Raw genomic sequence first — 22,208 nt, 5'->3', positions numbered from 1 at the left:
GTCTTGGTTCGAATGGATCAGGCCGTGAAGCGCCCAAAGCGGCGTTCGTAGCTTTCCCGATAGGCTTCAGCCGAGGCAGGAAGGTGCGCGCGAACCGCTTTCACCAGCTTTTCAGATGACGTGCCGCGCATGGCTTCAATGATGTCAAAGTGCTGCTGTACGATGGTTTGCATATGGCCCTCGTCCTCGTATTTGATCACGCGGATCGGTTGGGCGACGCGGGCGTGGTTCGCGATCAGGCGCGCCAGACGCGCGTTTTCGCAACATGAGAACTGAAGTTCGTGAAACTCTTGGTTCAGCCAGAAAACTGTTCGGTAATCCTTTGCAAGAATCGCCTCTTTATGACGGCCTGCGACGTCTTCCATTTTTTGCAGAATGTCCGGTGGGCAGGGCAGCGGCGTTTGCGCGGCCGCCGCGGTTTCAAGGATAATTCGGACGCCATAAAGATCGTCGACCTGATCGGGCGTGAACTCTACCACCTCCACGCCCTTGTTCGGCTTCCGGACAAGCAACCCGCGTGATTCGAGGGCCGCGAAAGCCCCGCGGACCGCATGCCGTTTGGCGTTGTAATGTTCCATCACCCGGTCTTCGATAATTCGGGCGCCGGGCGCATATCGGCCAAAAATAATGTCGTCTTCGAGCTCTTCTTCGAGCGCACGTTCAGGCATGAGGCCCCCCGCAAATCACTTATTTTTATGGTGTATCACGTCCTTGTCTCGCTCACCAGAATAAAATTATCAATAATCTTATTGACGAAATGTTTGCATTGGCCCTATCAATTGACGGGTCACTAGGGAGGACAATTATGAAGAATCTTACGAGCAGCCTTGCGATTGCTGCATCACTTTTCGCCACCTGCGCACTGGCATGGGAAGCCACGGAAGGGCGTCCGTTCGAGGGCCAGACCGTCAACGTTCTGGCGGTGAAGTCCAGCCAGTTTGAGGCGCATGAAGCACGGGTCGCGGCGTTTGAAGAGGCCACCGGTATCGACGTCGTTTACGACTACATCCCGTTCCCGAATATGAAAGAAGCGCTGACCACAGAAATGGTCGCGGGTGGGGATTACGACGTTGTGTCCGTGATGGACCAGTGGGTCACGTCGCTGGCGATGTTGATGGAGCCGATCAACGACGAAATCGCAGCGCAGGGCACGGACCTGAGTGATTTCCCCCAGGCGCACATGCGTCACGGCTATATCGGTGATGATCTGGTCGGCCTGCCTGTGCGCGGCCACGTCCAGCTGATGTTTTACCGCAAGGACTTGTTTGAGGCCGCTGGCCTGACCGCGCCGTCCACATGGGAAGAGATGGTCACGACCGCCAAAGCGGTACAGGAAAGCTCTGACGCGGCAGGCATTGCGCTGCCGTATGGAAAGCTGAACGGCCAGAACCTGATGGTCTGGATGAACCTGCTATGGGGCAATGGCGGCGATCTGTTTGATGCAGATGGCAATCCGGCCTTCAACTCTGACGCGGGTGTCGCTGCGACGGAAACATATGTTGGCTATCTGGCCGAGGAAATCGTCCCTGCAGGGTCGGCGGTGTTTGTCGAACAGGACGCGGTCAACAGCTTTAAGCAAGGCAATTCCGCCATGCTGCCCGTCTGGTGGTGGGTGAATTCCCAGCTGACCGATCCGGAGCAGTCCACGCTGACAGCAGATCAGGTCGGTTTCACGTCCTTGCCGTCTGTCGCTGGTGCAGACCGGTCGACCTTTACCAACACATGGATCTTCGGGGTCACCCAAGGATCTGACAACAAGGACGCGGCTGCGGAGTTCCTGGGTTGGCTGACAGACCCTGCGTTGGAGCGTGACGTGCTGTTGGACCCTGAGCTGTCCGAAGTTGTGGCAGTGCATATGTCCAACCTGACCGATGCTGAGGTCAATGCCCGTTGGGGTGGTATGCATCAGGCAGCTGCCGATGCGCTGGCCACGGCCGAGGGTATCGAGTTCGGTGACAACTGGCCACGGATTGCGCTGATCCTCGAGACAGCGATTTCAAGCCTTGCCTCTGGTGAGGAAACCGACGTCAAAGCTGCTCTCGATGCGGCTGCTGAAGACATCGCGGCGATCCGCTAACGCGTCTCCCATGGGCCGGGCGGCCCTCCACAACACTTTGGCCGCCCGGCTCTAAACGTCTCACCACCATCCTTCCCAAAGCGAGGTATCCCCGTGCAAGACCGGTTGCTTCCCTATTGGCTGCTAATTCCGGCTTTCGTCATTGTTTTGGCGACGACGATTTACCCGCTGGCCTATTCATTTTTCACATCCTTCCGTGCCTGGGACCTTACACAGTCTCGCAGGCCCGAAGGCTTTGTCGGCTTGGAGAATTACGTCTACGCCGCATCCGAGGAACAATTTCTGAATTCCCTTTGGGTGACATTCATTTTTGTCATTACATCGGTTTTTCTGACGGTCGTGCTGGCCATGGCGCTGGCCTTGCTGCTGCGCCGCAAGGGGCCGATGCACACCTTCACGCGCATCGTGCTTATTCTGCCGTTCGCCATGAGCCCCGCGCTGATCGGCGTCAGCTATCGCTTTATGTTTAATCCCGAATTCGGCGTTCTCGCCAAAGGGTTGGGCGCAGTCTTCCCCGCCCTCGAAGGTGTGCCGTGGTTGGCGGACCCGCAACTTGCGATGGGGATCCTTGTGCTGACAGATGTGTGGCATTGGACGCCCTACATGACGTTCATGTGTCTGGGCGGCCTTGCGTCGATTCCCCGTGAAACCGAGGAAGCCGCGCGGATCGACGGGGCATCCAACCTGCGGATCGTTTTCGGGATCATCCTGCCACAGATGAAGGGCGTGATTGCGGTCATGGCCGTGCTCAAGACCATCTTTGCCCTCAAGATGTTCGATCAGGTCGTTACACTGACAGGCGGCGGGCCCGGTACATCGACCGAAACGCTTGCTTACTTTATCTTCAACGTGGGCTTCCGCTGGTTTGACATGGGCTATGCCTCAGCGCTCGCCTGGATCCTGACGGCGATCATGATGGTCATCTCAATCTGGTATGTCCGCATGCTTCTGTCTGAAAAGAAAATGGCCACAGCATGAGAAAAACACTTTCATATCTCGGCGAACGTGCGCTGCTCGTCCTTGTCTCGGTTATCGTGCTGTTCCCGATCGTTTGGATGTTCCTAACCGCGTTCAAGCAATCCCGCGATGCCTATTCCGTGTCGCTGAATTTCAAGCCGACGCTGCAGAACTTTGTCACTGTGTTCTCGGACCCTTGGAACCTTGGTTCGATGGTGCTCAACTCGGTGATCGTGGCCACTGTCACGGTGGCGATTGCGGTGCCCTGTGCGACACTTGCGGCCTATTCCTTCAGCCGGTTTCGGGTCAAGGCGCGCAAGTTCCTGTTCTTCCTGATCCTGTCGACGCAGTTTATTCCCGCCGTCGTCATCGTGCTGCCGTTCTTTTTGATGTTCCGTCAGCTGGACATGCTGGACACGCGGCTGGCGTTGATCATCGTGAACCTCGCGATCGTGACGCCTTTCGTCATCTGGATGATCAAGGGGTTCATCGACGCGATCCCCACGGACAGCGAAGAGGCCGCGATGATCGACGGGGCGTCACGCCTGCGGGTGATCAAGGACATCGTCCTGCCCGTGGCCGCCCCCGGCATCATGACCTCGTCGATCTTCTGTTTCATCCTGACGTGGAACGAATTTCTGTTCGCCCTGATCCTGTCGCGACGGGACGCGGTCACACTGCCTGTGGGCCTTGTCAGCTTCCGCACCGAACAGGGCGACCTGTGGGAGTTGATGAGCGCAGCGGGCGTCATGATCACCGTGCCGATCTTCATCATGGCATTGTTCATCCAGAAACATTTTACGCGCGGCATGACGGCCGGCGCGGTCAAATAAGGAACCAAAGATATGGCCGAAGTCCGTCTTGTGGATATTGAAAAGAAATACGGCAATTTCCTTGCCGTGCCGCAACAAAGCCTGACCATCGAGGATGGGGAATTTCTGGTGCTGCTGGGCCCGTCGGGCTGTGGCAAGACCACGACGATGCGCATGATCGCGGGGCTCGAAGACATCACCGCAGGCGACATCATGATCAAAGGGGAGCGCGTGAACGACAAGCCGCCCAAGGATCGTGACATCGCCATGGTGTTCCAGAACTACGGTTTGTATCCGCATATGACCGTGCGCCAGAACATCGAATATCCGCTCAAACTACGTGGAGTAGCCAAGGCCGATCGTCGCAAACGGGCAGAAGAAACCGCAGCCAAGGTGGAATTGGATGCCCTGCTGGAACGCCGCCCGTCTGAACTGTCCGGCGGTCAGCGTCAGCGTGTCGCCTTGGCCCGCGCGATTGTTCGGACCCCGTCGATCTTCCTGATGGATGAGCCTTTGTCGAATCTGGACGCCAAGTTGCGTGTGACGATGCGGGCGGAACTCAAGCATCTGCACCACGAATTGGGTGTCACAACGGTCTATGTGACCCACGACCAGATGGAGGCCATGACCCTGGCAAATCGGGTCGCCGTTATGCGTGAAGGTCGGATTGTGCAGCTGGACACACCCAAGAAGATTTATGCCGAACCTGCCGATCTGTTTGTGGCGGGCTTTATAGGGTCGCCTTCGATGAACCTGATTGACGGCACCGTGTCAGGGGGTGTTTTCCGCGCCGAGGGCGTCGACGTTCCGATCGACATGCCCGACCGGGAAGGCGTGGTCTTGGGCATCCGCCCCGAAGAGCTTGAGATCGCACCGGGGGGCGCGGCTTTCACCGGCAAGCTTTATGCCCTAGAGCTGACCGGCGACAGCACTTTGGTCACTCTGCGGGCGGGCAAAACCAGCGTCTGTGCGCGCGGCCACGCCGACTTTGAGGCAGACATCAATACAGATTGCCATCTTGCCCCGAAAGACGGCGCAAGGTTCCACCTTTTCGACCGCGCCTCGGGCGAGCGGTTGATCTGAACACGACGAGGGAGAAACGCACATGGACATCATGACACAGGACCTGGCGGAGGCACGGCACGTCAAACGGGAAGATTACGTGTCCTGCACAGTGGCCTTCATCGACTGCAAAAAACCGGGCAGCCATTTGAAAGAGAACTATTCGATCATCGGGCCGGGCGTGACGTCGTCAGATGATCAAGTGATCAACCTTCCCGAGGCCCATGGGTTCAACATCGGCGCCGCCGCCATGCCCAACGGGATCACCAACAACCTGCACATCCACTTCACCGCAGAGGTGTTCATCGTGCAGGCCGGTGAATGGACTTTCCGCTGGGGATCGAACGGCGAGAATGAGATCAAGGGAACAGCAGGCGATATCGTCTCTGTGCCCACGTGGATTTTCCGCGGCTTTACCAACACCGGTCCCGATGACGGCTGGCTGTTCACGATCCTTGGGGGCGACAACACAGGCGGCGTTATCTTCCACCCCGAGATTATCCGCGAGGCTGCCGATTATGGCCTTTATATCTCGTCCGACAACCGCCTGATTGACACATCGCGCGGCGATGCGGTGCCCGACGAGAGCGGGCGCATCCCACCCATGCCTGATGAAGACGTGGCCGCGCTGCGTGAGGTCGGGCGCGACGAGATGATGTCACGGATCGTGGCCAAGAACGCACGCGATTTCAAACCGGGCTTTATTGACAGTGGTCTGCCCGGACGCGGTGCCGAACTCGCGCCGGTCATCGGCCACGGGATCACCCAGAACCGCGAACATGCAGCGCCCATCACCAACCCCCACGGGTTCTCGGCAGAATGGTTGCGCTTGCCTGCCGGTGGCACCGTCGGACCCTTTACGTTGGACGAAAAGATGGTGCTCATGGGCCATGAGGGACGGATGTGCATTGAATACGTGGATGGCGGCGGTGCGACGGTTGAGGTGAACGCATGGGATACCTATTCGGTGCCCGCGTCGCGTCAGATCCAGATCACAGCCCTGGACGATGTCACCGTAGAGGCGCTTTTGGTTGTCACGGGGGATCATCGCAAACGCCCCGCCTTCAAGGCTGAGGTCATTGCCGAGGCGTTGGACGCAGGACAGGGCCTTGATGCGGGGGGCTTCGTGGCCAAGGCATCACTGCTGCCCACCTACGGACGAGCAAGCTGATGCGGGCCAATACAATTCGCAAGAGGCTGGCCGACGGCAAAACCGTGATCAACGGCTGGCTGTCAATCGGATCGGGCTATTCGGCCGAAGGGATCGGCCATTCGGGCGCTCATGCTGTGACAGTTGATTTGCAGCACGGGATGCTCGATTTCTCGATGGCGCTACACATGCTGCAGGCGATTTCAGCCACGCCCGCGATGCCTCTGGTGCGGGTGCCCTCGCTTGACCCGCCGAAGATCATGCAGTTGTTGGATGCAGGCGCGTACGGTGTGATCTGCCCGATGATCTCAAGCCCAGAGGAAACACGAGAGTTTGTCGCCGCCTGTCGGTATCCCCCTCAAGGGAACCGGAGCTTTGGGCCGTCTCGTGGGCTTCTCTATGGGGGGGGAGACTATGTCGCAAAGGCGAATGAGACGGTCATGGCGATACCGATGATCGAAACCGCAGAAGCTGTTGAGCGGATAGACGAGATCCTCGACGTGCCTGGCATCGACATGGTCTACATTGGTCCCAACGATTTGGCGTTTGAATTGGATGGCGGCGTCAGCGTACCGCGCACGAAATCGGAGGCCGCCCTCGATGCTGTTCTGAAGGCCGCGACCAAACGTGGCATCCCCTGCGGCATCTTTTGCAGCGGCGCAGAGGAGGCCAACAAACGGATCGCACAGGGCTTCTGTCTTGTGACGCCGGGCAATGATTTTGCCCATCTGACACGGTCGATGAAAGAGGCCGTGGCCCAACTGGTCGCAGAAGATGAGCGGGGCGATGCCGGCCTGGAAAGAACTGCGACCAATGGCTATTGATGAACTGATCGAACGTGACTGGATCCTGCTGCCCGGAACCTTGTGCACCGAAGACGTTTTTACACCGATGTTGGAGGCCATAGGCGTGCCATTGCACCAAAGGCATGCCATCCGGCTGGATCGCCCAACGATTGAAGATTACGCAGAGGTCTGCACCCGCAGCGAAGGGGCCGTCGTTTGCGGCTTTTCCCTTGGCGCAATCGTGGCCGCGCATCTGGCCGATCGCCTAAAGGCCGCGCGGATCATCCTGTTCGGCGTCAATCCCCTTGCGGACGATCCCGCCAAGGCGGAGGGGCGGCGTGCTTTGGCGTGGGATGTGATTATGAAAGGCGGTGGGGCAGCACTGGACGCACGGTTGCCGCCTTTGAACGGCGCTCGTCCGGATGTGGCCCGCGCAAAAGTTCTGGGGATGGCAGAGAGGGCAGCGGCTGACTGCGATGCGCAGACGGCCCTCGCCCTGTCGCGTCCTGGCGCGTTGGGGGTTTTGGCCAAGACCGAGTGTCCGGTGCTGGTCCTGACGGGGACGGATGACACAATGGCACCGCCAGAGTTGGGCCGCCAAGCGGCGGACGCGGCCCCCAGGGGGCAGTTTTTTCCGCTGACCCGTTTGGGGCATTACGCCTTGCTGGAATCGCCTGCGGCCTGCGCCGTGGCCTTGCACAACATGGAGGCCCGTCTTGAACGCGCCGCTTGATCTGGATCCACTGATTGCGCGCCTGCGCAGCTGCGACACGCCCACCGTGTGCAACGCCATCGAAGTGGCCCAAGGCAGGCGTGGGTTTGATGGCTTTACCCATGCCACAATGCAGTGGTCCGGTCCCGTTGACGCGCGAATTGTCGGTTTTGCGCGGACTGCCAAGATCGCGGGGCGCGTTCCTCCGTCCGAGCCCACGGATGTGATCCGCGCGCGACGTATGGAATATTTCCGTGCGATGGCGGCGGGGCCGCGTCCTGCAGTGGCGATAGTTGAGGATGAGGATGGTGAGGCCGCAATCGGCGCATGGTGGGGTGAGGTTCATGCGCAGGTCCACAGCAAGGTTTTTGGGCTGCAAGGGGCTGTCACCAATGGTGTGATGCGGGATCTGGGCGATATGCCGAATGATTTTCCGGTGCTGGCTGGCAAAATTGGGCCCAGCCATGGCTTCGTCCATGTCCGGGACATCGGAACACCGGTGACGGTTTTTGGAATGCAGGTCTCCGAAGGGGATCTTGTCCATGCGGATCGACATGGTGCCGTCGCAATCCCGCCTGAGGTTTTGCCCAAACTGAATGCCGCCTTGGATGTCTTGTTCACGTCCGAAGAGATCGTCCTTGGCCCGATCCGCGACGGCACCGTCACTTTGGCTGAGTTTGAGGCGCTTTGGGCGGATTTTGAAAAGGCCCGCACCTGAGCCGGTCTCGCGGCAGTGCTGCCGTCCAGAAAGGCGCATATATTAAAAGGGCATCGCAAAGCGGTTGGCATCTGCGCCGCTGATCCTCTCTTCGGGGCGTGCAAAGGTGTAGCCATCAGGGCTGCATCGTGGCGGGTTCTTATGGCTCCACCCGATGCCTGACCCTTACAGTTTGCTGCGTTTGCAGACCACCACCAGAGGTGACACTCTGTCTCCGGCAATGGGGAAGACCACCGATACACTCGGACGGGGCGACTGTGCTGTGGTCGTGACCCTATCCGCCGTCTATCTGGCGCCGAGGTTACCCGTCACCGTCACCACGAAGATATGGGCCACCTCAGCGCCGCTGCCAAACACGACTTCATTCTGAAACGCCGATAGACATCTGCGGATGGGATCAGGCGCAAACCTTTCATCTCCCGCTAATACCTTATAGATATACTCAGGAATTAGATTGAGCGAATCGAACACCCCTTTTGCACACGGACCCGTTGACCATGTCGTCATTGCCCCTGCACAGTTATAAGGCCGAAGCCAAGAAACGACCCCAACCCGCACAGGTTTTGACGGGCTCAGAGCGGGGCACGTTGAATGCTTTGCGCATGGTTGCGATGGCCTGTCGATCTGCTGCGCGGACGGACTTGTTTCAGGCTTGTGCCTTATTGTCCGGTGAAAGATCGGTCGCCCAAGACGCCCACGCTCGGGCTTTGACGCGCGGCCTGCATCAAGCACTGGGGCGCAGACCGTTATTTTACCGCTCAGGCGAGGTTGATGTCACGTTTGATGAGGCCTGGATCATCCGTGCGATCAGTGCGTCCCGCACAGGGGATTTTGACAGTTTTCAGTTTCTTTTGCGCTCGCGCATCGCGAAGCCTTACCGCCGTCAGATCGCGTTCTTGGTGCACGCAATTGCCGAGCGTTTCTGTCAAGATTAGAATAATTCTAAAATAGGTCTTGCAAGGTCCGGTCTTAGGGTTAAATTATTGGTCAGCCAGCCAACGCCAGCCAAATTATTGCAATTCGATGATGACGGAGACGACCATGACACAAACTGCAATGGCATTGAGCACTGACGCACAGGCCGAGATCGGCGAGGCGCTCAACCAGTGTGTGGCCGAAACCTCCGTGGCGACAATGTTGGCCCAGAATTTTCACTGGAACGTCAAAGGAATGTCCTTTGGTCCACTGCATGATCTGTTCCAGAAAGTGTACGAAGACCACTTTGTGGCCCAAGATGATCTGGCCGAACGCATCCGCGCGTTGAATGTCCATGCCGAGGGCACATTGGCGGGTATGATCAAGCGGTCCAAAGTTGACGAACATGACGGGCACGCGACCGATCGAGAGATGATTGCCAAGCTGCTTGAGGCGCAAGAAACGCTGGCCGCGACTTTGGCAGGTGCTGGGGAAATCGCAGCCAAGCATGGCGATACGTTGACCGAGGATTTGTGCATCGCACGCGGTCAGGAGCATGAAAAGTTTGCTTGGTTCCTTCGGGCGCACCTCGCCTAAAGCTGCGGATCAACCGGGATCGGGAAAGGGCGCTTCGACGCCTTTTTTCGTGCACTTTTTAGCGTAGGCAATGCGCCAGCCGCTGTAGGCACCCATTTGGTCCTGTTGGGCCATCAGCATTTCGACGAAACCCGCACGGTGGCTGTCTTTCTTCAGCCCCTTGAACAAAGACTTTTGCGCTTTGGTCATGGAACATCCGATGCAATGACCTTGCCGTTTGAATTTGCAAACATCGATGCAGGGACTTGGTGTTTTGGCCATGGCGTAGGGCTCCGGCTGGGTAGGGTAGGGGCGAGGCGTATCAACGACCTTGAATGTGATGTAAGATGGCTTTGTCTTATTGAAAGGTGACTTTTCGACACCAAAAGTGTGAGGGTTTGATCGCCAAATCTGACGTGAGGGTGTTAAGACGTTTTCTCTTTAGTGAAGTGTCCGAGGGGTGACCTCGGGTGCGATGTCGCGCGGGGCGGCAAGACACATCCGTTTCAAGGCAAAGCCCACGTCCGCGGCCAGTGACGCCAAGAGAGGAGCCACGTCGGCCCGTACCAATAGCGTGGCAATCAGCATGGCATCTTCACGTTCACCCAAGGCCGCCGTGGCGATAAAATTGGCAAAGCAACTTTCATCAGCCCCAAGGCATTTGCAATGTATGCCGTGCCGCATCAGCGGGCGCCGGCCATGCTGGGCGCACAGGCTGCACAGTTGATCAAAAGACTTCAGCGCCCGACGCCCCTGATCGGCGCCCAAGGTATTGGCAAAGTCGGTCCAGACCTGCGATTTCGCGTCAGGCCCGTCGGACCAAAGCCGCAGGTAAATCACCGATGCCGCCTCAACAGCATCGAGTTCGGTCAGATAGCCCACGGGTGCGCCGCCGCGTCGGTGTGTGGCGTTGGTCATTTTGTCAGGATCAGTTTGCCAGCCCGCGTGATGCGCAGGGTGTAGGTTTGAGTGCCGAGGATGATCTGTGCGGTGTCGCCACCTTTCACGAGGTCTTCGGCGCGGTAGGCCGGTGGCCGGGGCATCATGTCTTGCTCAGCGGGGGCGGGCAAAACGGTCATCCTTTATTCTCCTGCTGTGTCGGTTTTTGTTCAAACAGGGCCATCACTTCGGCTGTGGTCACCTCGTCCATGACCGGAAGCTGTTCATAAAGTTCAGCCCGCCCTTTGCGCCGTGGTGCTGGCACAGAAAAGGGCTTTGATGTTTGGTCATGCGGCATGGTGCTGTCCGGCTCTGGCAATGAGGTTCGGTCGGGCTTGCACGCGATGAGGCGCGTTGGCTGGACACTGTAAAGCTGAGTGATTTTGTCAGAATTGTCAACCTGACAAATTTAGTAAGGTTTATTGCACAGTCATTGCGCGCGCTCTTCCTGCGCTGTTGCCATCAAAGCGTGGCGACAATGACATAATTTGACCGGAATTGTTTCTTAACACTCAACACCTAAGAAGGGCGCGGTCTATAGATGACTGCCTTAGACATGGGATTTGACGATGCGAAAACTGTTCATTCTTCTGGCGGCTGTAATCCTTGCCAGCCCCGCTGCCGCGTTTGAACGCGAACAGATCGGATTTGGACGTTTGTTCACCAACGATTATTTTGGCGACAACGAAGACCGCTGGCGCACAGGGTCTTATGCGTTTTCTCTCGTACAGGGGCCGCCGTGGTCTGGCACAGCGCCGACTGAATTCGGCGCGCTTCTGGAATATCGGTTGCGGTCGGAAATTATTGCGCCCGCTGCCTTGAACGGCGCCGGATCGGATGATCGCGCCTATGTGGGCGCTTTGTCTGCCGGCCTTCACAGCCACATCAGCAAAGGAAACTGGGATCTGTCTGCCGGGATTGATCTGGTCGTGACGGGACCGCAGACTGGATTGGCTGATGCGCAGGATTGGTTCCACAATCTGGTGGGCGCGCCCGCCGTTGGGGCCATTGTCTATGACAACCAAGTCAGCAACGCCGTCTATCCGACCCTTTTGGCCGAGGCTGCCTATACAATGCCACTGGCCGCCAACGCGACCCTGCGCCCGTTTGCCGAACTGCAATACGGCGTCGAGGATCTTATCCGCGTGGGGTTTGATGTCTTGATTGGTGGTGTCCTAGAGGGCGATTTGATGATCCGTGACAGCCCGTCCGGGCAGCTTTATGCAGGCGTGGACAGCGGCCAATACGGGACCGGTTTTGTCTTTGGCGCTGACTATGCGCACGTTGGTGACAGTGCCTATTTTCCGGCAAGCTTTGGCACAGATGCAACAGATGAACGCTGGCGCGTGCGCGCAGGGTTTCATTCGCGATCTGCAGCGGGGACGTCACTTTTTTACGGTTTGACGTACCTTTCAAAGGAATTCGTGGGCCAGGACGAAGGGCAACTCGTCGGTTCACTGAAGCTAAATTTCAACTTCTAAAGAAATAGTTAACGCCCGGCCTTAAAGTGTCTTGATTTGCCGTAAACGCCCTTTGTAGGGTGTCTGCATAACGGACCCCGCGCCAAATGACGGGGCCAGACAGAGGCAGTAACGGGCATGAAGACGGGCTTTAAGGGCACGTTCGTCATCTCATGGTCACAGACGGAACTCGATGGGTTCTGGTCCGCTCCGCTTGAAAACTTGCGGGTGGGCACGTCATGGGGCTGGACGGGCGAAGCGGTGCGGGTGGACGGACCCGCAGATATTCTTCCATTGGGCGACGCCGAAGGCGAAGCGGACTTGCGCAAGCGGGCAGCGCTGTCGGTGCGACGTTTGTTGAAGGCCGTCGAAATCAACACCAACCGTCTGGATTTGGTGGAGGTTGAGCCCGCAGCCTCGGATCAGAGTTTTACGATCACCGATGGTCGCGACACATGGACAGTTACGCTGATCGAAGGGGCCACGCCGTCGGCGCGATTGTGTATGTTCGTGGGGGAAATGCCGCCGCGCATGACGGATATGTGGATCGTCAATCACACGGTTGAACTGGCGTCGCGCGACCAAAACGACGACCCGGCGGGTGGCGTCATTTGTTTTACACCCGGCACGATGATCCGCACCGAAGACGGTGTGATGCCTGTTGAGGCAATCCGCGAAGGGTTGAAGGTTCAGACGAAAGATAATGGTTGCCAAGAGGTGTTGTGGACCGGATCGCGCCGGATCACGGGCGCGCGTCTTTATGCGATGCCGCATCTGTGCCCGATCCGGTTGCGGGCCGGATCACTGGACAATGATGTGCCGGACGCGGGTCTGTTGGTCAGCCCTGATCACCGCGTCATGGTCAAAGGCGCGCGGGCGCGTGCGTTGTTCAACACCGACGAGGTATTGGTCACCGCGCGTGATCTGGTGAACGATCAGTCGATTTACGTGGATCGGTCCATGCGGCAGCTGGACTACATTCACATGCTGTTGCCGCAACATGAGGTGGTGTTTGCCAACGGGGTCGAAAGCGAGACGTTTCACCCCGCAAGTGCGGGGCTCGATCATCTGGATGCGGATGCGCGGGCGCGTTTGTTTGCGCAGGTGCCCGAGATTGAAGCCGATGCAAATGCTTATGGCGCCTACGCCCGTCGGGTTGTTTCCGCGACCGAAGCTGCCATCCTGCGTCACGACGCCGCGTGATTGCACTGTGACGACGCGCCGGCGCTCTTTGGCGATGCCAAAGACGCCCCGCCCGCCGTCCCGTTTGCCTGCCGGCGGCAGGTATTTTTGACCCAAAGAAGCAAGGGGTGTTGACTCCCTTACGGCGCGCGCGTAACGGAGCGGCTCATTGGTGTTGGTGGTCCCCGTAAGGGGGTTCCTGTCGGGGGTTCGCCCCAGAGGACAACGCCCTTCAACGCGCCAGTGGACGGCGCCGGATCGTACGACGGGTCAATCGCAAAGCGCGACCAGAACCCACAACGTGGGAGCCGGTTTTCGGACGCGGATGACGGCGCACCAAAAAGGAAGGAGATCAGCAGATGACAAAGAGAACTGCTGCCAAGTACAAGATCGATCGCCGTATGGGCGAAAACATTTGGGGCCGCCCCAAATCGCCAGTCAACCGTCGTGAATACGGCCCCGGCCAGCACGGTCAGCGCCGCAAGGGCAAACTGTCCGATTTCGGTATTCAGCTGCGCGCCAAGCAGAAGCTGAAAGGCTACTACGGCGATCTGACGGAAAAACAATTCCGCCGCATTTATAAGGAAGCCGAACGTGTCAAAGGCGACACCGGTGAGAACCTGATTGGTCTGCTGGAGCGTCGTCTGGATGCTGTGGTTTACCGTGCCAAGTTCGTCCCGACTGTCTTTGCGGCGCGTCAGTTCGTGAACCACGGCCACGTGCGTGTGAACGGCAAGAAGGTCAACATCCCGTCTTACCGCGTGAAAGAGGGTGACGTGATCGAGATCCGTGATCGCTCCAAGCAGAATGTCGCCGTGTTGGAGGCCGTTGGCCTGCCAGAGCGGGATGTGCCCGATTACATCGAGGCTGATCATTCCAAAATGACAGCGACCTTTGTGCGTACACCTGGTCTGGGCGATGTGCCCTATCCGGTGATGATGGAACCGAACCTTGTGATCGAATATTACGCACAGAACTAAACCGGTTCATCGCGACAGGCATTTCAGCCGCATCCACGGGTCGTGGGTGCGGCTTTTTCGTATGTAGCTGGCCTTGCCGCGCGGGGCCGATTAGAAGTGCAGTGCACGGGGGGGACAGACCAAGATGAACACGATCAAGCCGCAACCTGGGATTATGGATATTGCCCTCTATGTGGGGGGGAAATCGTCGGTGGATGGGATGGAGAATGTCCTGAAACTGTCGTCGAACGAAAACCCTTGGGGGGCGTCCGAGGACGCCAAGGAGGCGCTGGTGCGCGCCTCCTTGTCCATGCATCGGTATCCTTCGACGGATCACGGCAGTTTGCGGGACGCCATCGGGGACGTCTGGTCGCTGGATCCTGCGCGGATCATTTGCGGCAACGGGTCAGGCGAATTGTTGATGATGATCGCGCAAGCCTATGCTGGCAAAGGCGATGAGGTGCTGTTCACGGAGCACGGATTTGCCATGTATCCGATCTATGCAAATGCCAATGGGGCCGAGCCTGTTATCGTGGCGGAACGGGACCGTGTGGTTGATGTGGATGCATTGCTGTCGGCCTGCACGAAAAAGACCAAGATTGTGTATATTGCCAATCCGGCCAACCCTACCGGGACAATGTTGGGTGAGGCGGATTTGACGCGGCTTGCCGATGGGTTGCCGAAGGGCGCCCTTCTGGTGCTCGACGGGGCCTATGCAGAGTTCGTGGAGGGGTATGATGCGGGGGCGTCGTTGATTGATGCGCGCGACAACGTGATCATGACGCGGACGTTTTCAAAGATATACGGGTTGGGGGGCGCGCGCATCGGGTGGGCTTACGGCCCGCAACAGGTGATTGACGTGCTGATGCGTTTGCGGGGGCCGTTCAATTTGTCTGCGCCCGCTCTGGCAGCTGCTGAGGCTGCGATGCGCGATGTGGCGCATACGGAAAAATGCCGGATCGAGAATGCCAAGCAGCGCGAGTGGCTGGCCCATGCCTTGTCCGAGATCGGCATCCCGTCTGACACGTCTGAGGCCAATTTCATTTTGGCGCGGTTTGCGTCTGAAGAGGAGGCGAAGGCCTGCAACGACTATCTGACCTCACAGGGGATTTTGCTGCGGTATGTCGGCAACTACGGCCTGCCAAACTGCATCCGGATTACCGTGGGAGATGAGGCGTCGTGCCGTCGTGTCGTCCATGCCATCGGCCAGTTCAAAAAAGGGGCCAAGACGTGAGCGTGATTTACCAACGTGTGGCCCTGATCGGGCTGGGCCATATTGCGTCTTCCATGTTTTGGGGGATGAAAGCTAGCGGTTTGGCAGACGAGGTAACGGGTTATGCCCGAAGCGCCGAGACCCGCGAAACGGCGCGTGAGATTGGCCTGTGTGATCGCGTGTGTGACAGTGCGGCTGACGCTGTTGAGGGGGCTGATCTGGTCGTGCTGTGCGTGCCCGTGGGCGCAATGGGCGCTGTTGCCCGCGATATTGCACCCCACCTGAAACCTGGCGCGACGATCAGTGACGTCGGATCTGTCAAACGTGCGGTGATCGAAGCGGTTGAACCGCATTTGCCGGAGAGCGTGCATTTTGTTCCTGCGCATCCCTTGGCAGGGACAGAACAATCCGGGCCTGCCTCCGGCTTTGCGGAGCTTTTTCACAACCGGTGGTGCTTGCTGACGCCTGCGCGCGCGGATGCGACAGAGGTGGCGAAACTGCGTCGGTTCTGGAAGGGGTTGGGGTCCAAGGTGGACGAAATGGACGCGGACCGACATGATTTGGTTCTGGCCGTGACATCCCATGCGCCGCATCTGATTGCTTATACGATGGTTGGTGTTGCGGATGATTTGCAACGGGTGACTGAAAACGAGGTGATCCAGTTCTCGGCCACAGGGTTTCGGGATTTTACGCGGATTGCGGCCTCTGACCCGACCATGTGGCGGGATGTGTTTTTGAGCAATAAGGACGCGACATTGGAAATTCTTGGCCGGTTTACAGAAGAATTGTTTGCCCTGCAAAGGGCAATCCGGCAGGGCGATGGGGACCATCTACACGATTACTTCACCCGCACCCGCGCGATCCGGCGCGGCATTATTGAGGCGGGTCAGGATACGGATGCGCCAAACTTCGGCCGCGGCGCACACAGCACGGGACGCGCGGAATGATTGCACGCGCGGGATTGTTGGCTGCGGCGTTTGCGTTGGCGGGCTGTGGTCTGGGGCGCGGCGATGAGCCTGCTTTGCCTGTGGAAGGCAGTGTTTGCGGCGATGTGAGCTTGCGCGGCGACGTGATCGGTACGGTTGACGGCCCCGGTGCGTGCGGCATTGAGAATGCCATTTTGTTGCGTGAAGTGGATGGGGTTTCCCTGTCGACACCTGCGCGGATCAATTGCGATACGGCGCGCGCTTTGAAAACATGGGTCAACGATGGGGTGCGGCCAGCGGTCGGGGACACGGGCGGGGGCGTTCAATCCTTGCGCGTCGTCGCCCATTATTCCTGCCGCACGCGCAACAACCAACCCGGTGGCCGTTTGTCTGAACACAGTTTTGGTCGCGCGATTGATATTGCGGGGATCGGTTTGGAGGACGGCACCGAGATGACCTTGCTGACGGACTGGGATGGGCGTTACGCCACCCAGTTGAGGGCCATGTGGCGCGCCGCTTGCGGGCCGTTTGGCACGGTTCTTGGCCCTGAAAGCGACCGGTTTCATCGCGATCATTTTCACTTCGACGTCGCCGATTACCGATCCGGCAGTTTTTGTCGGTGACCTTATTGTGCGGCTGCGCCGCGCGTGATTATGGGGGGCTTCGGGACGGTGAGCCCCTTTTCGCCAGCGGAATATTTAACGGTGACGGTGGATTTAGGTATTTTTGACCCAAAGAAGCGGGACTAGCGCGAGATCATCGGCCCAATCGGGAAATTGCCGATCGACATTTGGCCGTCGGTCACGCGCAAGGTCAAAGTGAGTGTGTCGTCGATATGGGGTGTTTCGTCGAGATTGCGCACGATCTCGGTCACGAGGAAGCGGCGATCCGCGTCGATCATGCCGTTGGCGACGCCCAGGGTGATCACGGTTTCCCAATTTCGGGTCGTAACGGTGACGGACCCGTCCAATGCGCCGTTTTGATTTGGGGCGGCTTCGCCAATTGCGGTCAGGGCGATGTCCCCCCAATTGAGAGAAAGCTCGGTCAGGGTGATGGCGTCAATCTGCGGCGGGGTGTCCTCGTTTGCGTTGAGTTGCAGGGGCTGGGACAGGGTGACGTCGCTGTCGATCCGCAGGTTTTGGATTAGTTGTGGCAGGGTGCCCTGTGGGTCCAGAAACCTGCGGGTGTTTTCTGGGAGCACGATGGACCGCATTTCCGCGAAGACATCGTAGGTTTGTGTCGTGTCGGGCGACAGCCGCATCGCTGCGATGGCCTGTGCCATGGCGAGTTCGGCGCCGTCTTCTGACCTAATACGGGGGTTGTCGAGGGTGACAGTGGCGTTCTGAAACTCCAGCGCGGTGGACGGGCGCACGCGACCCGAAGCGCGCATATCATTTGTCATCACCTGATAGTCTTGCCCCGCAAAGCCGATGGTCTGCTCGGGCGGAAAGACCGCAATGACTTCGTTCGGGCGGTAGGCCAGCGCCAGAAGCTGAAAGACTGGCGCCGACCATGTTGTGCCCGTGGCGGGGTCCGCAAATTTGAAATCAACCACCGTGGTGTCGAACCGAGAGGGAAAGCCGCGCGTGTTCAGACTGGTGTAGCTGACATCGTAGGGGCCCTCGTTTGCCTGATCCAGGGCTTCCGTCAGGTGGGTTTCGACCTGCGCGCGGCCCACGAACCAATATCCGCCGTAAAGGGCGGCCGCGATCACCGCGAATGCAATGAGGGCGAGGGTTTTGCGCATTTTTGGCCCTTTCGAAGCGTGTTTGATTGGTGTTTAGAGGAGGGCAATCGAAAGGACCATAACCGATGACAATGTGGGTGTTTGGATACGGATCACTTTTGTGGAATCCGGGCTTTGACGCGGCGGAGGCCGTCACGGCGACCTTGTCGGGATATCACCGCAGTTTTTGCATGTTGTCGGTCCACCATCGCGGAACAGAGGACAAGCCGGGGTTGGTTCTGGCGCTTGATCAGGCGGAGGCGGACTGTGTGGGCGTTGCGTTCCGCGTGGCTGAGGCCGAGGAAGAACGCGTGCTGGCAGATTTGCGCGCGCGGGAATTGATTTCGTCCGCCTATCTTGAAGCCCACGTGCCGCTGTCTCTGGAAGACGGGCGCGTCGTCACGGCGCTGGCTTATGTGATCAACCGCGATCACGCGCAGTATTGCCAGTTCGATTTGGAAACGCAGGCGCAGATGATTGCGCGGTCTGTTGGCGGGCGCGGCCCGAACCCTGAATATCTGTATAATACCGCCGCGCATCTGACCAAGATGGGCATTGATGATCCCGATATGGACTGGCTGGTCGCCCGTGTGCGGGCTTTGACATAAATTTGTTTGGGGAATGGCCGCTTAACCATTATGTTGCGCGTAACAAACAACAAAGAGGTGCCTGATCCCATGGCAACAGGGGACCCCAAGGCCGAGCCGCAGTTTTCACAACCCTTCACCCAGATCATTTCGATGCTGGTTGCTTTGGGATTGGTGGGGGCTGGTGTCTTTTTTGCATTGCCGCAGGTCGGACCCGTGTTTCTGGCCAATCCGTATTTGAACGGCTTTATCTTTCTGGTCTTTGTGATCGGTGTTTTGTCGTGCTTTGGGCAGGTGTGGCAATTGATGAAATCGGTCGCGTGGATCGAAGGGTTCGCGGGCGAACGCCAAGGCAGCCAAATCACCAAAGCGCCTGGGATGCTGGCACCCTTGGCCACGCTGTTGCGGTCGCGGGGCGCGCGGATGCAGCTGTCGTCGACCTCATCACGTTCAATCCTCGATTCCGTTTCACAACGGATTGATGAAAGCCGCGAGATCACGCGATATATTGTCAACACACTGATCTTCCTTGGTCTTTTGGGGACGTTTTATGGGCTTGCCACCACGGTGCCGGCTTTGGTTGAAACGATCCGGTCCTTGTCGCCCCAGGAAGGTGAGAGCGGGGCAGAGGTCTTTTCGCGGTTGCAATCGGGTTTGGAAAGCCAGCTGGGCGGGATGGGCGTGGCCTTTGCGTCGTCCTTATTGGGGTTGGCGGGGTCGTTGGTTGTTGGCCTGTTGGAGATTTTTACAGGCCACGGCCAGAACCGGTTTTACCGTGAGCTTGAGGAATGGCTGTCGACGATCACCCGCGTCGGGCTGGCCGCAGGGGACGAGGCCACGGGCGATCAGGTCGCCATGGCAGGTGTGGTCGACCATATGGTCGAGCAGATGGAACAGATGCAGGGCATGTTCGCCGCATCTGAGGCCGCACGGACCGATACAAACGACAAGATTGCGGCCTTGACCCATGCTGTGGAACAAATCGCGTCAAGCACCGGTCAATCGGATGCAGCCGCCCAACTGTCCCGTGTCGCTGATGCGCAAGAGGGGTTGATCACCGCGCTGAAAGACACCGGCATGGAAGGCATTGATGCCGAAAGCCGGATGCGGCTGCGGTCTATTGATGTGGGACTGTTGCGGGTGCTTGAGGAAATGGCCGCAGGTCGTCAGGAAATGGCAGAGGTGCTGCGCGCTGATTTGGCGGAGTTGACCAAAGCCGCCCGTCAAGGCAACCGCATTGCGCGACGGTCCAACCAACAGGACGACGGTTAAGCCATGGCGCTGAGCCGCAGAACCGGCGCGCGGTTTCAGGCGTCTATTTGGCCGGGGTTCGTGGATGCGATGACCGGCTTGTTGCTGGTTTTGATGTTTGTTCTGACCATCTTTATGGTGCTTCAGTTCGTTCTGCGTGAAACGATCACCGGTCAGGAAACGCGACTCTCAGAACTATCGGCAGAGGTGGCGGCCCTCACAAATGCATTGGGTCTGGAACAAGACCGGTCCGCAACGCTGGGCGCGCAAGTGGGCAATCTGTCGACGGAATTGACGGCGTTGCAAGATGATCTGTCCGAAAGTGAGGCCTTGGCCCAGCAGCAGAACACGTTGATTTTGCAACTGACACAGGAACGCGATGGGTTGACAGCCGATCTGTCCGACGCACAAAGCCGTATCACCGGATTTGAGGCGCAGGTGGCGGGGTTGCTCGCTGAACGTCGGACCGCAGAAGCCCAAATTGCGGATCTTGAAGGGCGCGAGGCTGAATTGCTGAGCGAACAAGAGGCGTTGAACCTGGCCCTTGCGCAAGCTCGAACAGAAATTGATGCCAGTGCAGAGGCCGCGCGGCTGGCAGCGGCACGCCGTGAGGCGTTGGAGGCGCTTGTTGCGGACCTCGAAGATCAAGGGGCGCAGGCCGATGCGCAAATCTCTGAGCTGGAGGCCGCGCGTCTGGCCGATGCGGCCGCCGCCCAAGCGTTGCGGGACCGTTTAGCGGATGCCGATGCGGAATTGACGGCCATGACCCTCGCCCTTGAAGAGCAGCGCCAACAGGCCGAAGACACGTTGACGTTGCTGGCCGCCGCCCGCGCGGCGCAGGCCGATCTGGATGAAAATCTTACGGTTGCTCTTTTGGCGCAGCAACGCGCCGAAGAGGCGATGGCGCTACTGGGGACGGAGCGCGCCGATCTTGAAGCGCAGCTTGCGGCTGCCCTTTTGGCACAGACCCAAACCCAAAGCACAACGCAAGAGCTGCGCGATCAAATGGCCGAGGCCCTTGCATCGCTGGACGCGAGCGAAGCCACCGCAGATGATTTGCAAACGCAGTTGACCGCGGCCCTTCTGGCGCAAACTGAAACGACGGGCGCGGTTGAGGATCTGCAGGCGCGGCTGTCTGCGGCCTTGATTGCGCAACAAGATATCGCAGGTACTTTGTCCGACGTTGAGGCAGAGCGGGATGCCCTGAATGCGACGCTTGCTGAAACAGCTGGGGCGAGGGCCGTTCTGGCAGATGAATTGGCCGATGCCGTCGCGGCCTTGGCAGCGGCGCAAAGCCAGAGCACGGAGGCGCAGGACGAAAGTGAACGGCGCTCGGCGCTGCTGGCTGAAGCCAACGCCGCCCTTGCGCAGGAAGAGGCCTTGTCCGCCGAAAGCCAGCGGCAGGTGATTGCGCTGAATGAACAGGTTGCGACGCTTCGGGCGGAACTGGGCCAGCTGCAAGGGCTTCTTGATCTGGCAAACGATGCGGATGCAGCAGCGAACGTGCGGATCGAAAGCCTGAGCCAGGATTTGAACACGGCCATGGCCCGCGCCTTGTTGGCCGAGCAACGCAACAATGCCCTTGAGCAAGCAGAGCTTGAGCGACTGGCCGCCGAGGCAGAAGAGTTGGAGCGCTTTAGATCAGATTTCCTAGGCGCTTTGCGCGATGTGTTGGAAGGGGTCGACGGCGTGCGGATCGAAGGCGACCGGTTTGTGTTTTCGTCAGAAGTTCTGTTCGAACAGGGCGCGGCGGAGCTGTCCCCCGAAGGCGAGCGTGAAATTGCAAAAGTGGCGGCCATCCTGCGTCAGGTTGCGGGCGAAATCCCCGACGGTATTGATTGGGTCATTCGGGTCGATGGCCATACGGACAACGTGCCGCTTTCGGGCCTTGGAGAGTTTGCCAACAATTGGGAGTTGAGCCAGGCGCGGGCGTTGTCGGTGGTGTTGTATATGGTGAATTTCCTTGGCATTCCGCCGGAGCGTCTGGCGGCGAATGGGTTTGGCCAGTATCAGCCCCTCAATTCTGCAAATACCGATGAGGCGCGCGCGCAGAACCGGCGTATCGAGTTGAAATTGACGGAGCGGTGACCAAATTGTGCGGCTACGCCGCCCGTTATTTTTGGCGCATGTGGCGGCTGTGAGCCTGCCTGCGGGAAGGTTTGGTGTCGTGGAGAGGGTTGGATAAAGGTATTTATGACCCA

The 22,208-nt window shown here is 58.7% G+C and carries 24 protein-coding genes; 18 read left to right on the top strand and 6 right to left on the bottom strand.

From position 1 onward, the window contains the following. Positions 1–17: 17 nt before the first annotated feature. The gene (locus tag PSJ8397_RS13180; RefSeq protein WP_085865075.1) at positions 18–668 is read right to left on the bottom strand and encodes a GntR family transcriptional regulator; all 651 of its coding nucleotides are present in this window, start codon (positions 666–668) and stop codon (positions 18–20) included. A 137-nt stretch (positions 669–805) separates the two neighbouring features. Here PSJ8397_RS13180 and PSJ8397_RS13175 point away from each other — a divergent pair, with 137 nt between their 5' ends. From PSJ8397_RS13175 to PSJ8397_RS13125, 9 genes are all read left to right on the top strand, one after another. Continuing rightward, the gene (locus PSJ8397_RS13175) at positions 806–2,077 is read left to right on the top strand and encodes an ABC transporter substrate-binding protein (protein WP_159453150.1); all 1,272 of its coding nucleotides are present in this window, start codon (positions 806–808) and stop codon (positions 2,075–2,077) included. A gap of 93 nt (positions 2,078–2,170) precedes the next feature. Continuing rightward, positions 2,171–3,055 carry a carbohydrate ABC transporter permease gene (locus PSJ8397_RS13170; protein WP_085865073.1) on the top strand — a complete coding sequence of 295 codons (885 nt, stop codon included), beginning with the start codon at positions 2,171–2,173 and terminating at the stop codon, positions 3,053–3,055. Next, on the top strand, positions 3,052–3,867 hold the full coding sequence (locus PSJ8397_RS13165) for a carbohydrate ABC transporter permease (protein WP_085865072.1): 816 nt from the start codon (positions 3,052–3,054) through the stop codon (positions 3,865–3,867). The genes PSJ8397_RS13170 and PSJ8397_RS13165 overlap by 4 nt, the downstream gene beginning before the upstream one ends. A gap of 12 nt (positions 3,868–3,879) precedes the next feature. After that, complete coding sequence (locus tag PSJ8397_RS13160) at positions 3,880–4,929, top strand: ABC transporter ATP-binding protein (protein ID WP_085865071.1); 1,050 nt, start codon at positions 3,880–3,882, stop codon at positions 4,927–4,929. A 31-nt stretch (positions 4,930–4,960) separates the two neighbouring features. Then, a complete protein-coding gene (locus PSJ8397_RS13155; RefSeq protein WP_159453149.1) occupies positions 4,961–6,079 on the top strand; it encodes a cupin domain-containing protein in 1,119 nt (372 codons plus the stop codon). After that, positions 6,079–6,882 (top strand): HpcH/HpaI aldolase family protein, encoded by an 804-nt coding sequence (locus PSJ8397_RS13150; protein WP_085865069.1) that lies wholly within the window; start codon positions 6,079–6,081, stop codon positions 6,880–6,882. Before PSJ8397_RS13155 ends, PSJ8397_RS13150 begins: the two co-directional genes overlap by 1 nt. Beyond that, on the top strand, positions 6,872–7,576 hold the full coding sequence (locus PSJ8397_RS13145) for an alpha/beta fold hydrolase (RefSeq protein ID WP_085865068.1): 705 nt from the start codon (positions 6,872–6,874) through the stop codon (positions 7,574–7,576). The genes PSJ8397_RS13150 and PSJ8397_RS13145 overlap by 11 nt, the downstream gene beginning before the upstream one ends. After that, entirely contained in the window at positions 7,560–8,273 is a 714-nt protein-coding gene (locus tag PSJ8397_RS13140; RefSeq protein WP_407691749.1) for an RraA family protein, read from the top strand. The genes PSJ8397_RS13145 and PSJ8397_RS13140 overlap by 17 nt, the downstream gene beginning before the upstream one ends. A 1,041-nt stretch (positions 8,274–9,314) precedes the next feature. Then, positions 9,315–9,785 (top strand): Dps family protein, encoded by a 471-nt coding sequence (locus PSJ8397_RS13125; RefSeq protein ID WP_085865066.1) that lies wholly within the window; start codon positions 9,315–9,317, stop codon positions 9,783–9,785. A gap of 9 nt (positions 9,786–9,794) precedes the next feature. Here the strand turns inward: PSJ8397_RS13125 and PSJ8397_RS13120 are convergent, their stop codons facing one another. From PSJ8397_RS13120 to PSJ8397_RS17055, 4 genes are all read right to left on the bottom strand, one after another. Next, positions 9,795–10,046: a DUF1289 domain-containing protein gene (locus tag PSJ8397_RS13120; protein ID WP_085865065.1), complete on the bottom strand. Its 252-nt coding sequence runs from the start codon at positions 10,044–10,046 to the stop codon at positions 9,795–9,797. Between the two features lie 159 nt (positions 10,047–10,205). Continuing rightward, entirely contained in the window at positions 10,206–10,682 is a 477-nt protein-coding gene (locus PSJ8397_RS13115; protein ID WP_085865064.1) for a hypothetical protein, read from the bottom strand. Then, on the bottom strand, positions 10,679–10,810 hold the full coding sequence (gene hemP, locus PSJ8397_RS13110; protein WP_235000761.1) for a hemin uptake protein HemP: 132 nt from the start codon (positions 10,808–10,810) through the stop codon (positions 10,679–10,681). The genes PSJ8397_RS13115 and hemP overlap by 4 nt, the downstream gene beginning before the upstream one ends. Positions 10,811–10,839: 29 nt before the next feature. Then, complete coding sequence (locus PSJ8397_RS17055) at positions 10,840–11,001, bottom strand: hypothetical protein (protein ID WP_159453148.1); 162 nt, start codon at positions 10,999–11,001, stop codon at positions 10,840–10,842. A gap of 271 nt (positions 11,002–11,272) precedes the next feature. Here PSJ8397_RS17055 and PSJ8397_RS13105 point away from each other — a divergent pair, with 271 nt between their 5' ends. From PSJ8397_RS13105 to PSJ8397_RS13080, 6 genes are all read left to right on the top strand, one after another. Then, positions 11,273–12,184, top strand: a complete 912-nt coding sequence (locus tag PSJ8397_RS13105) for a lipid A-modifier LpxR family protein (protein ID WP_085865062.1) — start codon at positions 11,273–11,275, stop codon at positions 12,182–12,184. A 117-nt stretch (positions 12,185–12,301) separates the two neighbouring features. Beyond that, positions 12,302–13,366 carry a Hint domain-containing protein gene (locus PSJ8397_RS13100; protein ID WP_085865061.1) on the top strand — a complete coding sequence of 355 codons (1,065 nt, stop codon included), beginning with the start codon at positions 12,302–12,304 and terminating at the stop codon, positions 13,364–13,366. 338 nt (positions 13,367–13,704) lie between these two features. Next, positions 13,705–14,325 (top strand): 30S ribosomal protein S4, encoded by a 621-nt coding sequence (rpsD, locus tag PSJ8397_RS13095; protein WP_085865060.1) that lies wholly within the window; start codon positions 13,705–13,707, stop codon positions 14,323–14,325. 124 nt (positions 14,326–14,449) lie between these two features. Further along, complete coding sequence (gene hisC / locus PSJ8397_RS13090; protein ID WP_085865059.1) at positions 14,450–15,538, top strand: histidinol-phosphate transaminase; 1,089 nt, start codon at positions 14,450–14,452, stop codon at positions 15,536–15,538. Next, positions 15,535–16,464 (top strand): prephenate/arogenate dehydrogenase family protein, encoded by a 930-nt coding sequence (locus PSJ8397_RS13085; protein WP_085865058.1) that lies wholly within the window; start codon positions 15,535–15,537, stop codon positions 16,462–16,464. The genes hisC and PSJ8397_RS13085 overlap by 4 nt, the downstream gene beginning before the upstream one ends. After that, positions 16,461–17,066 (top strand): extensin-like domain-containing protein, encoded by a 606-nt coding sequence (locus PSJ8397_RS13080; RefSeq protein WP_085865057.1) that lies wholly within the window; start codon positions 16,461–16,463, stop codon positions 17,064–17,066. Before PSJ8397_RS13085 ends, PSJ8397_RS13080 begins: the two co-directional genes overlap by 4 nt. Before the next feature lie 122 nt (positions 17,067–17,188). Here PSJ8397_RS13080 and PSJ8397_RS13075 read toward each other — a convergent pair whose 3' ends face one another. Continuing rightward, a complete protein-coding gene (locus PSJ8397_RS13075) occupies positions 17,189–18,190 on the bottom strand; it encodes a DUF2125 domain-containing protein (protein WP_085865056.1) in 1,002 nt (333 codons plus the stop codon). A 65-nt stretch (positions 18,191–18,255) separates the two neighbouring features. On the opposite strand from PSJ8397_RS13075, the gene PSJ8397_RS13070 reads away from it, so the two are divergent. The 3 genes from PSJ8397_RS13070 (at position 18,256) to PSJ8397_RS13060 (ending at position 22,095) form a co-directional block, all read left to right on the top strand. Beyond that, positions 18,256–18,777, top strand: coding sequence for a gamma-glutamylcyclotransferase (locus PSJ8397_RS13070; RefSeq protein ID WP_085865055.1), 522 nt, complete (start codon positions 18,256–18,258; stop codon positions 18,775–18,777). A gap of 69 nt (positions 18,778–18,846) precedes the next feature. Then, positions 18,847–20,028 carry a biopolymer transporter ExbB gene (locus tag PSJ8397_RS13065; protein ID WP_085865151.1) on the top strand — a complete coding sequence of 394 codons (1,182 nt, stop codon included), beginning with the start codon at positions 18,847–18,849 and terminating at the stop codon, positions 20,026–20,028. Between the two features lie 3 nt (positions 20,029–20,031). After that, a complete protein-coding gene (locus tag PSJ8397_RS13060; RefSeq protein ID WP_085865054.1) occupies positions 20,032–22,095 on the top strand; it encodes a peptidoglycan -binding protein in 2,064 nt (687 codons plus the stop codon). Positions 22,096–22,208: the final 113 nt, after the last annotated feature.

Origin of the sequence: Pseudooctadecabacter jejudonensis, from assembly GCF_900172275.1 — a bacterium.
GTDB lineage: Bacteria > Pseudomonadota > Alphaproteobacteria > Rhodobacterales > Rhodobacteraceae > Octadecabacter > Octadecabacter jejudonensis.
Note: the sequence above shows the minus strand (reverse complement) of the source record. Positions and strands in the feature narration are given on the sequence as shown.